The organism is Methylobacterium sp. E-016, assembly GCF_022829745.1.
Classification (GTDB): domain Bacteria; phylum Pseudomonadota; class Alphaproteobacteria; order Rhizobiales; family Beijerinckiaceae; genus Methylobacterium.
This window is the reverse complement of record NZ_JAKSYF010000156.1, coordinates 189,599-204,895: the sequence shown is the minus strand read 5'-3', so window position 1 is coordinate 204,895 and position 15,297 is coordinate 189,599. Positions and strand designations below refer to the sequence as shown.

Sequence of the window (15,297 nt, the reverse complement as noted above, 5' to 3'; positions counted from 1 at the left end):
ACGTGGATGATCGGCGACGGAATCGTACGAACGCCGGTCGGCGCCGACGCGGCGCCGAGGACGAGCGGGAACCCCGATTGCGGGTGCGGGAGGCGAGCGTGACCGCGACAGGAAGGTCGGAGGGGGCGGAGGCGGCACCGTACCCGCGCACGCCGGACGGGCGCTACTTCGTCGTCGGGGAGCGGCTCTGGCGCTGCACCGACCCGCGACTGCCGGAAGAGGCCCGGCAACGCCACGTCGACGCGCTGATGGATGCGCGCCGCGCCGTCGGGGCGGCCAAGCGCGCCGAACGGAAGGGCGACCCTCAGGCTCCGGCGCTGCTGCGGTCGGCGCGCGGCGCCGTGCAGGCCGCCAAGGAAGCCCTCGGCGAGCGCGGGCCGGTCTGGTGGACGGATGGAGCAGAGGACCAGGGCGGGCGCCATCCGCGCAACACGCCCTATGCCGCGTGGTACGCGGCGCTCACCGAGCCCAAACGCCGCTGACGCTCAGCGCCGCGGCACGGAGACCGTGACGACCGAGACGCCGTTCCCGGACTGGACCTGCCCGCCCGAGGTCCAGGCGCCATCGCGTCCGCGCGACAGGATGCGCGGCCCCTGCCCGCGGCGGGAGGCCGGGTGAAGGCCGGGGTTGATCACGGTCAGGCTCGGCGCCGCCACCGGTGCCTCGCGCAGGCCCGAGATCGTCGGGATGCCGTAGGTGCCGTAGCTCCAGGGGGCCGGGACGATGCGGTTCGGCGAGGGCACGCTGCTGAAGGGCGCGCCGATATACGCACCGCGCACCGCCTCGTCGGCGAAGCCGTACCCGACCGGACCGCCATAGGCCGAGCCGTAGCCGTAGGGTGCGACGCGCACGGTCTCGGCGTGCGCGGCCCCGACGCCGAGCGACAGGGCGGCGGCGAGCGCGAACCGGGCGGCGATCCGCGAGCGGGACGGATGGTGACGGGTCATGGATCGCAACTCCGGTCGGGACGCTGACATGCGGGGCAAACCCCGGTCTCGCCGATCTCGTTCCGGTCGGCCCGCCCAAGCCACGGGCGAAGACTGCTTAAACCGCGCGGCGAGCGCTGTTGCTCACAGAATTGCGCGCGGCGCCGAAGTCGATCCCGCTCAACGGCAAGTGGTGATACGGCGAACGATCCACCCTTCGCCCTCGACCCAGAGACGGCGGCGGATCCGGCTGCAGGTGCCGCCGTCGTCCTCGCCCTCGGTGGCCGAGACCGGACGGACGGGGGGCGTCACCTCGGCGACCTTGGTCACGGTCGCGGTGGCGGGGGCCGCCGACGCCGTCGTGGGGGCGGCGAAGCCGAGGAGCGCGACGAGCGCGAGGACGGGAGCAACGGACGTCGTCGACATGGATCTGGGTCTCGCCTGGGCAGCTTGGCCGGCGCGCCGGCGCCGGAGCGGAGACGCTTCGTGCGTGTCCGAACGGGTAATCCGCGACCCTTCGTTTCGGTTGCAACGCCTGCGCGGATCTCGCGACGAATGCTCCGATTCGGCACGGATGGAGCGCGGATCCCGAACCGCGCCGTGCGCCCTCAGTCCAGCTGCTGGATCAGCCCGTCGCGGATCGTGACCCGGCGGTCCATGCGGGCGGCGAGCTCCATGTTGTGGGTGGCGATGAGGGCGGCGAGGCCGGAAGCGCGCACCAGCGAGAGCAGGATCGAGAAGACGTGCCCCGCGGTCGAGGGGTCGAGGTTGCCGGTGGGCTCGTCGGCGAGCAGCAGGCGCGGGCCGTTGGCGACGGCGCGCGCGATCGCGACGCGCTGCTGCTCGCCGCCCGACAGCTCCGCCGGCCGGTGGACGAGGCGGTCCTTGAGGCCGAGGAAGCTCAGGAGCTCGGTGGCGCGCGCCTTCGCCTCGCCCCGCCCGAGCCCGCGGATGAGCTGGGGCATCACCACGTTCTCCAGCGCCGAGAACTCCGGCAGCAGGTGATGGAACTGGTAGACGAAGCCCATCTCCTCACGGCGGAAGCGCGTGCGCTCGGCATCCTTCATCGCCGCGGTCGGCTGGCCGCCGACGTAGACCTCGCCGCCGTCCGGCCGCTCCAGCAAACCGGCGAGGTGCAGCAGGGTCGACTTGCCGGCGCCCGACGGCGCGACCAGCGCGACCAGCTCGCCCGGCCAGATCGCGAGGTCGGCCCCGCGCAGGATGTCGAGCGACCGGTCGCCCTGCGCATAGCGCCGCTCGACGCGGGAAAAGAACAGGGCCGGCACCGGCGGGATGCCGGCGCTCTCGGAGGTGCCGCTCATGGAACTGCCGCTCAGCCGTAGCGCAGCGCCTGCACCGGATCGAGCCGGGCCGCGCGCCAGGAGGGATAGACCGTCGCGGCGAGCGCGAGCAGGAACGAGGTCAGCACCACGACCGTGATCTCGGTGGGGTTCATCTCGGCCGGGATTTCGGCGAGGAACCGCACCGTCGGGTCCCAGGCGCCGGGAAACAGCACGCGCTGGATCGGCTTGATGTTCAGCGTGATCAGGATGCCGAGCCCGAGGCCCGACAGGGTGCCGACGAGGCCGATCAGCGCGCCGTTGATCAGGAAAACGCGCATCACCGTGCCGGGGGTCGCGCCCATGGTGCGCAGGATGGCGATGTCGCTCGACTTGTCGCGCACCAGCAGGATCAGGCCGGAGACGATGTTCAAGGTCGCCACGACGACGATGAGGCTCAGGATCAGGAACATCACGTTGCGCTCGACCTCGAGCGCCCCGAAGAAGGTTCGGTTGCGCTGGCGCCAATCGGTGAGCAGCACCGGCCGCTCGGCCGCCAGCTCCAGCGGCTCGCGCATGGCGGCGACCGCGTCGGGGTTGTCGATGTAGATCTCGATCAGGCTGACGTCGCCCTCGCGGTTGAAGAACGCCTGCGATTCCGCGAGCGGCATGAACACGAAGGTCGAGTCGAACTCGGTCATGCCGATCTCGAAGATCGCCTTGACCGTGTAGCTCTTGGTCCGCGGCGCGGTGCCGAAGGCCGTGGTCGCGCCCTTCGGCGTCGAGAGCGTGATGGTATCGCCGGCCTGGATCGCCAGGCTGTCGGCGAGCCGGCGGCCGATCAGCACCCCCGAGCCGTCGTCGAAGCCCTCTAGCGTGCCGCCGCGAAGCGACTTGGCGATGCCGCCGATCGCCCCGAGGTCGTCGCCGCGCACGCCGCGGACCAGCACGCCGCTGCCGCCGTAGGGCGACGAGGCGAAGGCCTGGCCCTCGACCAGCGGGATCGCGGCCCGCACGCCCGCCACCTTCGACAGGCGCTCGGACAGGTCGGCGAAATCGGTGAAGGTCCGATCGATCGGGGTGACGAAGATGTGGCCGTTGATGCCGACGATCTTCGACAGCAGCTCGGTCCGGAAGCCGTTCATCACCGAGAGCACGATGATCAGCGTCGCGACGCCGAGTGCGATGCCGAGCACCGAGAAGAACGCCACCACCGAGACGCCGCCGCCGCGGCGGCGCGCGCGCAGGTAGCGTCCGGCGATGATCCACTCGAAGGCCGCGAACGGCGCGGTCGCCCCGCGCAGCCATGCCGGCTTCCGCGTGCTCGCCTCGGTGCCGGCTTCGACCGCCATCGGAGCCTCAGGCACGCCGGATTCGGGTGATCAGGTCCACCGGCGCCAGGGTCTCGCGCTCGCCGCCGGCGCGGCGCTTCAGCTCGACCTTGCCCTCGGCCAGGCTCTTGGGACCGACCACCACCTGCCAGGGCAGGCCGATCAGGTCCGCGGTGGCGAACTTCGCGCCCGGCCGCTCGTCGCGATCGTCGTAGAGCACGCTGAGGCCGGCGGCCTCGAGCGTCCCCTGGATCTCGGCGCAGGCGGCGTCGGTCGCGGCGTCGCCGGTCTTCAGGTTGATCAGCGCGACGTCGAACGGCGCGACCGCATCCGGCCAGATGATGCCGGCCTCGTCGTGCGACGCCTCGATGATCGCGGCGACCAGGCGGCTCGGGCCGATGCCGTAGGAGCCCATGTGGACCGGGCGCTCGATCCCGTCCGGGCCGGCAACCTTGGCGCCCATCGGCTCGGAATACTTCGTGCCGAAGTAGAAGATGTGCCCGACCTCGATGCCGCGGGCCGACATGCGGTTCTCCTCCGGCACCTCGGCGAAGGCGTCGGCCTCGTGCATCTCGTCGGTGGCGGCGTAGTGCGAGGTCCAGGCGTCGACGAGGCCCTGCAGGCCGGCGACGTCCTCGAAATCCACGGTCGCGGGCGGGATCTCGAAGTCGAGATAGGCGCGGTCGCAGAACACCTCGCTCTCGCCGGTCTGGGCGAGGATGATGAACTCGTGGCTGAGGTCGCCGCCGATCGGCCCGGTATCGGCCCGCATCGGGATCGCCTTGAGGCCGAGGCCCGCGAAGGTGCGCAGGTAGGCCACGAACATCCGGTTGTAGGCGTGGCGGGCGCCGGCCTGGTCGAAGTCGAAGGAGTAGGCGTCCTTCATCAGGAACTCACGCGAGCGCATCGTGCCGAAGCGCGGGCGCACCTCGTCGCGGAACTTCCAGGAGATCTGGTAGAGGTTCTTCGGCAGGTCCTTGTAGGAGCGCACGCTCGCCCGGAAGATCCCGGTCACGACCTCCTCGGCGGTGGGGCCGTACAGCATCTCGCGGTCGTGCCGGTCCTTGATGCGCAGCATCTCCTTGCCGTAGGCGTCGTAGCGGCCCGATTCCCGCCACGGCTCTGCGGACTGGATCGTCGGCAGCAGCAGCTCGACCGCCCCGGCCCGGTCCTGCTCGGTGCGGATCACGTCGCAGACCTTGTTCAGCACCCGCAGGCCGAGCGGCAGCCACGCGTAGATGCCGGCCGATTCCTGGCGCACGAGGCCGGCGCGCAGCATCAACCGGTGCGAGACGATCTCGGCTTCCTTGGGCGTCTCGCGCAAGGTCGGCAGGAAGTAGCGGGACAGACGCATGAGGCTTCTTTGACGGATCCGGCGGTCGGTTCGGGTCTGGCGGCGCGCGCGGACGCCGATCCCGTTGCCGGGGGCACACAACACATTGCAACCGGAAAACACAAGCGGCTTGGGTCTTCGGGGCCGGCCGGAGCCCGGTTTCGTCGCTTCGCCACCCGCCGACGGCCCCGGAGACGGTTCCCTGCAATTTCTCGGCGAAAAAACGCAGATTTGTCCCTTCGACCCGGTGACAGGACGAAATGTTGTTCCTATAAGCAGCCCGCGATGGTTGCGTAGCCCCTCAGAGGGAACGCAAAGGTCCGGGTCTCGGGAGGAAAATCGACCGCCACGCAGTCAATGCGTAGGACAACCAAAGGTCGAACCAGATTGACTGCTTGAAAAGCAAGGCCTCGGGCCTTGCTTTTTTGTTTCGTACGCCCGTGAACGCTCAGGCCGGCAGCGGCCCGGTGGCCGGCACGTCTCGAGCGGTGCGCAGGTTGGCCAGCCCGTAGCCCGCCACGCAGAGGTAGCACAGCACCGGCACCCCGAGGGCGGTCCCGAGCCCGGCATGGTCGGCGAGGGTTCCGGTGATCACCGGCACGATCGCTCCGCCGACGATCGCCACGCAGACGATCCCCGACCCCTGCGCCGTGCGATCGCCCAGGCCCTCGATCGCCATCGCGAAGATCGTCGGGAACAGGATCGCGTTGGCGAGGCCGACCGTGAGCAGCGTCCAGGCGGCGACCGACCCGTGGGACAGGGCCGACACCGTGACGAGGAGGCCGGCCGCGACGGCGCAGGCCGCGAGCGCCGCGCCGGCCCGGACATGGCTCAGCGCGAGGCTGCCGACGATGCGCCCGGCCAGCGCGCCGCCCCAGTAGACGCTGAGCAGATGGCCGGCGGTGGCCGGATCCGCCCCGAGGACGCGCGGCTCCTCGAGGTAGCTGACCATCAGCGTGCCGATCGAGACTTCCGCCCCGACGTAGAGGAACAAGGCCAGGGCGCCGAGGGCGAGGCGCGGCCGGGCGAGCAGATCGAGGCCGAAGCCCGCGACCGCCGCCGTCGGCGTCTCCCGGACGCTGCCGCGAAGCGACCAGAACAGGATCGCCAGCGCGAAGAGGCCGGCCGCGATGGCGAGGAACGGCCCCTGCAGCACCGCCGCCTCGGCCTGCCGCGCGGCGGCGAGCATGGCGGGCGAGGCGGTCGCCGCATCGGCCGGCGCCGGAGCGTCGCGGCCGAGGATCGCCCAGGCGCCGACCGCCGGGCCGACGGTGGTGCCGAGCGCGTTGAAGGTCTGCGCCAGCGTCAGCCGGCTCGACGCCCGCTCGGGCGCACCGAGCCGCGCGACCAGCGGGTTCGCCGCGACCTGCAGCACCGCGATACCGGACGCCATCACGAACAGGGCAAGGAGGAACAGCGGGAACACGCCGGCCCGCGCGGCGGGCGCGAACAGCACGCAGCCGGCCGTCATCACCAGGGGCCCGAGCACCAGCCCGCGCATGTAGCCGATGCGGGAGACGAGGAGACCGGCCGGCAGGGAGACCACCGCGTAGGCGATGAAGAACGCGAACTGCGTCAGCGTCGCCTCGGCGTAGCTCAGCGCGAACAGGCTCTTGAGCTTCGGGGTGACGATGTCGACGAGAACGGTGGCGAGCCCCCAGGTGAAGAACAGCGCCAGGACGATCGGCAGGAGCCGCCGTGCCGCCGCACCGGCGGCGGCCTCGCCCTCCGGCGTTGCGCCCGGCGCCAGCATGCGATCCTCCGTCGTCCTGGGATGACGGGCGGTCGAGCGCCGCGCCACGGCGAAGCTTTCGCCAGACGTCGACGGGCTGTCAACGCGACATCCGGGAGCGGAAGGCGCCTAGAGGCCCGTCAGGGGGAACGCGGCGAGCGCGACCAGGAAGGCCGCGCCGGCGGCGAGCGTCGTCCAGATCGCCTTCTCGCGGAGCCGCGGCGCGGCCGGCGCGCCGGGATCCTGGCCCGGCACCACGCGGGCCGGGTCGGTCTCGGCCTGGTTGCGGATCGGCAGGATCGCGAAGAGCAGCGTCCACCACACCACGAAGTACAACGCGCTCGCGCCGAACACCGTGAGACGGAACTGCAGAACCGCCACCGCGACGAAGGCGGCCACCAGAACCAGCACGACGCCGAGCGTCCGCGGCGTCGTGCGCGCCACGGCCTTCAGGAGCGCGTTCACCCGGATCAGACCTGCTCCAGCTCGGTCAGCGTCCCGAGGAAGTCCTTCGGGTGCAGGAACAGCACCGGCTTGCCGTGCGCGCCGATGCGGGGCTCGCCGGTGCCGAGCACGCGGGCGCCCTCGGCCTTGAGCCGGTCGCGGGCGGCGATGATGTCGTCGACCTCGTAGCAGACGTGGTGGACGCCGCCGCCCGGGTTGCGCTCGACGAAGCTGGCGATCGGCGAATCCGCGCCGAGCGGCGCCATCAGCTCGATCTTGCTGTTGGGCAATTCGACGAACACGACGGTGACGCCGTGCTCGGGCTGCGGCAGCGGCGCGGTCAGCGTCGCGCCCAGCGTCTCGCGATAGACCTTGCAGGCGGCGTCGAGATCGCGCACCGCGATGGCGACGTGGTTGAGCCGGCCGATCATTGGTTTCTCCCTGAATTCCGCGACGGATTTCTCCCTCCCCCCTCTGCGGGGGAGGGTGGCCCACGGAGTGGGTCGGGAGAGGGGAGCGACAGTTCCGGAAAGACCCGTGCCGGCCCCTCTCCCGCCTTGCATTCGCGAGGCGCCCTCCCCCCAGCGGGGGGAAGGTAGAAATCAGACCTCGACCACCTGCACGTGGCAGGCGGGCTTCTTGCCCCAGACCTCGTTGACGGCCGAGCGCACGGCACGGTCGACCGCCTTCTCGACGGCCTCCGAGTCGCGGCGCTTGCCCTTCGACATGCCCGACAGGGTGCGCGAGACCGAATCGACCACGGTGTCGATCAACGGCGCGCCGCCGCGGCCGCGGTTGGGCAGGCCGATGATGTCGACCGCCGGCTCGCCCAACACCTCGCCGCTCTCGTCGATGGCGATTGCCACCGAGACGAGGCCGGCCTGGGCGAGCTTGCGCCGCTCGGGGATCGCGCGGTCCTTCCCGTCGATCAGGACGTTGCCGTCCTTGAACAGGCGGCCCGACTTCACGTGGTCGATGATCTCCGGCTTGCCGGGGCTCAGGCGGATCAGGGTGCCGTTGCGGGCCTTGACCACGTTGTCGACGCCGTGGGCGCGGGCGAAGCGCGCGTGCTCGTCGAGGTGAAGCGCCTCGCCGTGGACGGGGATCGCCGTCTGCGGCCGGGTCCAGGCGTACATCTCGGCCATCTCGTCGCGGCGCGGGTGGCCGGAGACGTGGACCAGCTCGGTCCGGTCGGTGATGACCTCGACACCCTGCTCGATCAGGTCGTTGATGATCGCGCCGACGTCGCGCTCGTTGCCGGGGATGGCGCGCGAGGAGAAGATCACCTGGTCGCCGGCGGCGAGCGCGATGTCCGGATGGTCCTTGCGGGAGACGCGGGCGAGCGCCGCCCGGGGCTCGCCCTGCGAGCCGGTGAGCAGCGCCACGACCTTGTCGCGCGGCAGGTCGCGCCACGAATCGGCGCGGCGGAACTCCTGCAGCCCGTCGAGGAAGCCGCATTCGCGGGCGACGTCGATGACCCGGTCCATGGCGCGGCCGACCGCGACCACCTCGCGCCCGCAGGCCTTGGCGGCTTCGGCCACCGCGCGGATGCGGGCGACGTTCGAGGCGAAGGTCGTCACCGCCACGCGCTGGGGCGCGGCCGCGATCAGCTTGGCCAGGGTCGAGGCGACCTCGGCCTCGCTCGGCGAGAAGCCCTCGCGGACGACGTTGGTCGAATCGCAGACCAGCGCCAGGATGCCCTCGTCGCCCATGGCGCGGAAGGCCTCGGCCGAGGTCACGTCGCCGAGGATCGGCGTCGGGTCGATCTTCCAGTCGCCGGTGTGCAGCACGAGGCCGGCCGAGGTGCGGATCGCCACCGCATTCGATTCCGGGATCGAGTGCGAGACCGCCACGTAGTCGATCTCGAACGGCCCGAGCGTCACGCGCCGGCCCGGCTTGATCTCGCGCAGGTCGACCTTCGGCGCGCCCGGCTCCGACAGGCGCCGGGTCTCGAGCAGGCTCTTGGCGAAGCGGGTCGCGTAGACCGGCACCTTGAGGCGCGGCCACAGCTCGCTGATCGCGCCGATATGGTCCTCGTGCGCGTGGGTGATGAAGATCCCGAGAAGGTCCTTCTTGCGCTCCTCGATGTAGGAGAGGTCCGGGAACATGAGGTCGACGCCGGGCATCGCCTCCTCGCTCGCGAACCCCATCCCGCAATCGACCATGATCCACTTGCGGCCCTTCTCCGGCCCGAAGCCGTAGAGCGCCGCGTTCATCCCGATCTCGCCCACGCCGCCGAGCGGCAGGAAGACGAGCTCGTCCTGTCCCGTTGTCATAAATCCAGAATCCATCTCATGCCGCCGTCGCGGCCGTCCCAAAATGCACCTCGCCCGCCGTCACGGTCCGCCGCGTTCCATCGGGGGCGAGGATCACGAGCCGCCCCCCCTCGTCGATGTCTTCGAAATCGCCGACCAGGGTCTCCGTCCCGCTGCGGACCGCGATGCGCGATCCGAGGCCGGAGGCCCGTGCGAGCCAACGCTCGCGAATCTCAGGAAATCCCCGTCCGCGATCCCAGATACGGGCCGCCACGGCAAGCTTATTCGTCAGATCCGCCAACACCATGCCGGCATCAAGTGGGTATCCGAGCCCCGCCAGAGAGGTGGCGGAGGCCGAAAACGCCTGCGGGACGTCTGCGACATTGACGCCGAACCCGATCGCCACCGCCCGCCGGCCGCCCCGCAGCGTCTCCGCCTCGAGCAGGATGCCGGCGAGCTTGGCCCCGCCCGCGAGCACGTCGTTCGGCCATTTGAGGCCGAACGTCCCGGCCGAGTCGGGGCCGCAGGCCGCCTCCAGGGCCTCGACCAGCGCGATGCCGGCGACGAAGCCGAGGCCGGCGACCCGCTCCGGCTCGACACCGGCCACCGGCCAAAGCACGCTCGCGGTCAGGTTCCCCGGGATCGAGGCCCAGACGTTGCCGCGCCGGCCGCGGCCGGCCTCCTGGGCACGCGCCGCGATCCAGAGCGGCCCGGTCGCGCCGGCGCGGGCCTGGTCGAGCGCCTCGGTGTTGGTCGAGCCGAGGCGGTCGTGGACGTGAAGGCGGTGCCCGGCCGCCCGCGCACCCTCGCCGAGACGGAAGTCCAAGGCCCTAGAACAGCGACTTGGCTGCCGCGCCCGCCGCCCCGACGAGCGGTGCCGGCAGCAGCCAGAACAGGATCACGACGACGCTCGACAGGGCGAGAACGATGCGCAGGCCCGGCGCCATCGCCTCGTAGGGCGCCTTGGCCTCGTCGAAGTACATGATCTTGACCACGCGGATGTAGTAGTACGCCCCGACCACGCTGGTGACCACGCCGATGACGGCCAGCGCCACCAGGTTGGCCTGGATCGCGGCGGCGAAGACGTAGAACTTGCCGAAGAACCCCGCGAGCGGCGGGATGCCGGCCAGCGAGAACATCATCATCGCAAGGCAGAACGCGATCCACGGATGGGTGCGCGACAGGCCCGACAGGTCCTCGATCGTCTCGAACATCTCGTTCCGGCGGCGGAGCGAGAGGATGATCGCGAAGGCGCCGAGCGTCATCGCGAGGTAGATGATCATGTAGACCACCACGCCGCGGATGCCCTCCTCGGTGCCGGCGGCCAGCCCGATCAGCGCGTAGCCGACGTTGCCGATCGACGAGTAGGCCATCAGGCGCTTGAGGCTGCGCTGGCCGATCGCCGCGAACGAGCCCAGCGTCATCGAGGCGATGGCGATGAACACGATGATCTGCTGCCAGATCGCGGTCACGTCGGGGAAGGCGCCGATGAAGACGCGGACCGTCATCGCCATCGCCGCCATCTTCGGGGCGGAGGCGAAGAACGCCGTCACCGGGGTCGGCGAGCCCTCGTAGACGTCGGGCGTCCACATGTGGAACGGCACCGCCGCCAGCTTGAACGAGACGCCGGCCGCGACGAACACGATGCCGAGCACGATGCCGAAGCCGGCATCCTCGTGCAGCGCCGAGACGATGCCCGGGAACGACACCGTGCCGGTGAAGCCGTAGACCAGCGAGGCGCCGTAGAGCAGCATGCCCGAGGAGAGCGCGCCGAGGACGAAGTACTTGAGGCCGGCCTCGGTGGATTTCAGGTCGTCGCGGTGGAACGCGGCGATGACGTAGGCGGCGAGCGACTGCAGCTCGAGCCCGAGATAGAGCGCGATCAGGTCGTTGGCCGAGACCATGATCAGCATGCCGATCGTGCACAGCACGATCAGGATCGGGAACTCGAACCGGTCGATGCGCTCGCGCTGGAAGTAGTCGCGCGAGAGCAGGATCGTCGCGGCCGAGCCCAGCAGCACCAGGGCCTTCATCACCTTCGAGAAGCCGTCCTGGATGAAGCTGCCGGACAGCGTGGTCACCTTGGTGCCGGCCGGCTGCGACATCACCACGAACAGGGCCACCAAGAGCAGCGCGAGGGCGCCGACGTTGACGGTCTCGACGGAGCGCTCGCCGCGGAAGGCGCCGTAGAGGATCAGCACCATCACGCCGATGCCGAGGATCAGCTCGGGCAGCAGCGGGGTGAGCGAGGGCAGGACGGTCTGCACGGTCTGGACGGTCGGCATCTCTGGCCCTGCCTTCAGCGCGCGAGGGGCAGCGCGGCGGCCGCGGTCTGCGTGTTCGAGAGGGCGGCCTTCATGCTCGTCATCAGCGCCTCGGTGGAGGGGGCGAAGATGTCGAGGATCGGGGCCGGGTGGACGCCGTAGTAGATCGTCAGCGCGACGAGCGGCGCGAGGATCAGCTTCTCGCGGTTGTCGAGGTCCAGGATGCCCTGGAGGTTGGGCTTCTCGAGCTTGCCGTAGATCACGCGGGCGTAGAGCCACAGGGCGTAGCCGGCCGACAGGATGATGCCGAAGACCGAGAAGAACGCCACCGTCGGGTTGGCCTTGAACGCCCCCATCATCGCCAGGAACTCGCCGACGAAGCCGGAGGTGCCGGGCAGGCCGACATTGGCCATGGTGAACACCATCATCGCCACCGCGTAGAGCGGCATCCGCTTCACGAGGCCGCCATAGGCGGCGATCTCGCGGGTGTGCATCCGGTCGTAGACCACGCCGACGCCGAGGAAGAGCGCGCCGGAGACGATGCCGTGGGAGATCATCAGGAACAGCGCGCCCTGGATGCCCTGCTCGTTGAGGGTGAACAGGCCGAGGGTGACGAAGCCCATATGCGCCACGGAGGAGTAGGCGATCAGCTTCTTGATGTCGGTCTGCATCAGCGCGGTGAGCGAGGTGAAGATGATCGCGATCACCGACAGCGCGAAGACGAGCGGCGCGAAGGTGTGGCTCGCATCCGGCAGCATCGGCAGCGAGATCCGGATGAAGCCGTAGCCGCCCATCTTGAGCAGGATGCCGGCCAGGATCACCGAGCCGGCGGTGGGCGCCTCGACGTGCGCGTCGGGGAGCCAGGTGTGGACCGGCCACATCGGCATCTTCACCGCGAAGCTCGCGAAGAAGGCCAGCCACAGCCACCATTGCATGCCCACGGGGAAGCGGGTCTGGAGCAGGGTCGGGATGTCGGTCGTGCCGGCCTGCCAGTACATCGCCATGATGGCGAGCAGCATCAGCACCGAGCCGAGCAGCGTGTAGAGGAAGAACTTGAAGCTGGCGTAGATGCGCCGCTTGCCGCCCCAGATGCCGATGATCAGGAACATCGGGATCAGGCCGGCCTCGAAGAACAGGTAGAACAGCACCAGGTCGAGCGCCTGGAACACGCCGATCATCGTCGTCTCGAGCACGAGGAAGGCGACGAAGTACTCCTTCACCCGCGTCTCGATGGAATGCCACGAGGCGCCGATGCAGAACGGCATCAGGAACGTCGTCAGCAGCACCAGCGGCATCGAGAAGCCGTCGACGCCGAGCTTGAACCGGATCGTCTCGGCGAGCCAGGCATGGCTCTCGACCAGCTGGAAGCTCGCCGAGGTCGCGTCGTAGCGGTTCCAGGCCACCAGCGAGAGCAGGAAGGTGACGACCGTGGTGGCGAGCGCCGCCCAGCGGGCGTTCTTCGCCACCGCCTTCTCGTCGCCCGACAAGGTCAGGATGAAGGCCGCGCCGCAGAGCGGCACGATCAGCAGCCCGGAGAGGAGCCCTAAGCCGAACATCTAGCGATCCATCCCGTTCGTGAGGGCGGCTTGCGACGCGAGGCCCATCAGTGCCCCCCCGGCTTCGGCAGGCCGGCCATCAGGTACCAGCTCAGGATGCCCGCGACGCCGATCAGCATCACGAAGGCGTAGTGGTAGACGTAGCCGGTCTGGAAGCGGACGACGCCGCGGGTCACGTCGACGACGCGGGCCGCGATCCCGTCCGGGCCGGCGCCGTCGATGGCGCGGCCGTCGACCTGCTTCCACAGGAACAGGCCGAAATCCTTGGCCGGGCGCACGAAGATCCGGTCGTAGAGCTCGTCGACGTACCACTTGTTGAGCAGGAACCGGTACAGCACCGGCTGCTGGGCGGCGAGCTCGGCCGGCAGCTTCGGCCGGCGGATGTACATCACGAAGGCCAGCACGAAGCCGAGCACCAGCATGATGAACGGGGCGTAGGAGACGAGCGCCGGCACGTGGTGGATGTCGTGCATGATGTGGTTGTCGGGGCCGTGCGCCAGCGCGTGGCCCCAGAACGCCTCCATGCCCTCGCCGATGAAGCGGTCCTTGAAGATCAGGCCGGCGAAGAGCGCGCCGAAGGCGAGCACGCCGAGCGGGATCGTCATCACCAGGGGCGATTCGTGCGGCGTGTGATCGCCGTGATGGCCATGCCCGTGATGGTCGTCGGCGACGAGGTCGCTCCTGTGCGCCGGCTCGACGTCGTGGCCGCGATCGTCGTGGGCGACGCCCTCGGTATGGCCGGGCGCGCCGTCGGCCTCGTGGGCCGCGGACGCGTGGGCGACGGCCGGCGCCGCGTGGTCGTCGTGGTGGGCATGCGCCCCCCAGCGGGCCGGCCCCTCGAAGGTGAGGAAGAACAGGCGCCAGGAGTAGAACGAGGTGAAGAACGCCGCGATCACGGTGGCGAGGAAGGCCAGGGTGTGCCCGGGACGCGTCGAGGCATAGGCCGCCTCGATGATCGCGTCCTTGGAATAGTAGCCGGCGGTGAAGGGGAAGCCGATGAGCGCGAGGGTGCCGATCGCCATCATCGCCGTGGTGAACGGGATGTAGCGGCGCAAGGACCCCATGTTCCGCATGTCCTGCTCGTGGTGCATCGCGTGGATGACCGAGCCGGCGCCGAGGAACAGCAGCGCCTTGAAGAAGGCATGGGTGAACAGGTGGAAGATGCCGGCGGAATAGGCGCCGACGCCGAGCGCGACGAACATGTAGCCGAGCTGCGAGCAGGTCGAGTACGCGATCACCCGCTTGATGTCGTTCTGCACCAGGCCCACGGTGGCGGCGAAGAAGGCGGTGATGCCGCCGATGACCGTGACGAAGACCAGCGCGTCGGGCGCGAGCTCGAACAGCGGCGACAGGCGCGCCACCATGAAGACGCCGGCGGTGACCATGGTCGCGGCATGGATCAGGGCCGAGACCGGGGTCGGGCCTTCCATCGCGTCCGGCAGCCAGGTGTGGAGCAGGAACTGCGCCGACTTGCCCATCGCGCCCATGAACAGCAGCAGGCAGGTCAGGGTGAGCGCGTGCCAGTCCTGGCCGAGGAAGTGGAAATGCGCGTCCTTGAGCTCGTTCACCCGCGGGAAGATGCCGTCGAAGGCGACCGAGCCGAACAGCACGAAGACCAGGAAGATGCCGAGCGAGAAGCCGAAATCGCCGACGCGGTTGACGATGAAGGCCTTCATCGCGGCCGCGTTCGCAGAGGGCTTCTCGTACCAGAACCCGATCAGCAGGTAGGAGGCGAGGCCGACGCCCTCCCAGCCGAAGAACATCTGCACGAGGTTGTCGGCCGTCACCAGCATCAGCATGGCGAAGGTGAAGAGCGACAGGTAGGCGAAGAAGCGCGGCCGGTGCGGATCCTCCTCCATGTAGCCGACGGAGTAGAGGTGCACGAGCGTCGAGACGGTGGTGACGACGACGAGCATCACCCGGGTCAGCGTGTCGATGCGGAAGGCCCAGTCGACGGTGAGGTCGCCGGCCGTGAACCAGGTCGCGACCTGCACCCGCGTGGCGTGGTCGCCCTCGATGAACACGCCCCAGGACAGGAGCGCCGAGAAGGCGAGGCAGGCGGTGGTGACGTACTCGCAGACCCGCGCGCCGAGGAAGCGCCCGAACAGCCCGGCGATCAGCGCGCCGATGAGCGGGAAGAAGACGATCGCGTGATACATCGTGCGGTCCGGCCTCG

General features: G+C 69.9%; 14 protein-coding genes. 1 reads left to right on the top strand and 13 read right to left on the bottom strand.

The features are described from left to right. The first annotated feature begins 98 nt into the window (after positions 1-98). Entirely contained in the window at positions 99-482 is a 384-nt protein-coding gene (locus MKK68_RS24035) for a hypothetical protein (RefSeq protein ID WP_244033116.1), read from the top strand. Positions 483-485: 3 nt separating this feature from the next. Here MKK68_RS24035 and MKK68_RS24030 read toward each other — a convergent pair whose 3' ends face one another. The 13 genes from MKK68_RS24030 to nuoL form a co-directional block, all read right to left on the bottom strand. Next, positions 486-947 (bottom strand): hypothetical protein, encoded by a 462-nt coding sequence (locus MKK68_RS24030; RefSeq protein WP_147843825.1) that lies wholly within the window; start codon positions 945-947, stop codon positions 486-488. 159 nt (positions 948-1,106) lie between these two features. After that, the gene (locus MKK68_RS24025) at positions 1,107-1,352 is read right to left on the bottom strand and encodes a hypothetical protein (RefSeq protein ID WP_147727875.1); all 246 of its coding nucleotides are present in this window, start codon (positions 1,350-1,352) and stop codon (positions 1,107-1,109) included. A 182-nt stretch (positions 1,353-1,534) separates the two neighbouring features. After that, positions 1,535-2,248 carry an ABC transporter ATP-binding protein gene (locus MKK68_RS24020; protein ID WP_147727874.1) on the bottom strand — a complete coding sequence of 238 codons (714 nt, stop codon included), beginning with the start codon at positions 2,246-2,248 and terminating at the stop codon, positions 1,535-1,537. An 11-nt stretch (positions 2,249-2,259) separates the two neighbouring features. Next, the gene (locus MKK68_RS24015) at positions 2,260-3,558 is read right to left on the bottom strand and encodes a lipoprotein-releasing ABC transporter permease subunit (protein WP_147727873.1); all 1,299 of its coding nucleotides are present in this window, start codon (positions 3,556-3,558) and stop codon (positions 2,260-2,262) included. A 7-nt stretch (positions 3,559-3,565) separates the two neighbouring features. Continuing rightward, entirely contained in the window at positions 3,566-4,891 is a 1,326-nt protein-coding gene (gene proS / locus MKK68_RS24010) for a proline--tRNA ligase (RefSeq protein ID WP_147843822.1), read from the bottom strand. 427 nt (positions 4,892-5,318) lie between these two features. Further along, positions 5,319-6,623, bottom strand: a complete 1,305-nt coding sequence (locus MKK68_RS24005) for a sugar MFS transporter (protein WP_244033115.1) — start codon at positions 6,621-6,623, stop codon at positions 5,319-5,321. 108 nt (positions 6,624-6,731) lie between these two features. Further along, positions 6,732-7,076, bottom strand: coding sequence for a DUF1467 family protein (locus tag MKK68_RS24000; protein WP_147842749.1), 345 nt, complete (start codon positions 7,074-7,076; stop codon positions 6,732-6,734). Beyond that, positions 7,073-7,477, bottom strand: coding sequence for a methylmalonyl-CoA epimerase (mce, locus tag MKK68_RS23995; RefSeq protein ID WP_147726100.1), 405 nt, complete (start codon positions 7,475-7,477; stop codon positions 7,073-7,075). Before mce ends, MKK68_RS24000 begins: the two co-directional genes overlap by 4 nt. A 171-nt stretch (positions 7,478-7,648) precedes the next feature. Further along, positions 7,649-9,322, bottom strand: coding sequence for a ribonuclease J (locus MKK68_RS23990; RefSeq protein WP_244033114.1), 1,674 nt, complete (start codon positions 9,320-9,322; stop codon positions 7,649-7,651). A gap of 16 nt (positions 9,323-9,338) precedes the next feature. Further along, complete coding sequence (locus tag MKK68_RS23985; RefSeq protein ID WP_244033113.1) at positions 9,339-10,127, bottom strand: biotin--[acetyl-CoA-carboxylase] ligase; 789 nt, start codon at positions 10,125-10,127, stop codon at positions 9,339-9,341. 4 nt (positions 10,128-10,131) lie between these two features. Further along, positions 10,132-11,586: an NADH-quinone oxidoreductase subunit NuoN gene (gene nuoN, locus MKK68_RS23980; RefSeq protein WP_243950771.1), complete on the bottom strand. Its 1,455-nt coding sequence runs from the start codon at positions 11,584-11,586 to the stop codon at positions 10,132-10,134. Positions 11,587-11,600: 14 nt separating this feature from the next. Next, complete coding sequence (locus tag MKK68_RS23975; RefSeq protein ID WP_244033112.1) at positions 11,601-13,121, bottom strand: NADH-quinone oxidoreductase subunit M; 1,521 nt, start codon at positions 13,119-13,121, stop codon at positions 11,601-11,603. Between the two features lie 47 nt (positions 13,122-13,168). Beyond that, positions 13,169-15,280 carry an NADH-quinone oxidoreductase subunit L gene (nuoL, locus tag MKK68_RS23970; RefSeq protein WP_147726105.1) on the bottom strand — a complete coding sequence of 704 codons (2,112 nt, stop codon included), beginning with the start codon at positions 15,278-15,280 and terminating at the stop codon, positions 13,169-13,171. Positions 15,281-15,297: the final 17 nt, after the last annotated feature.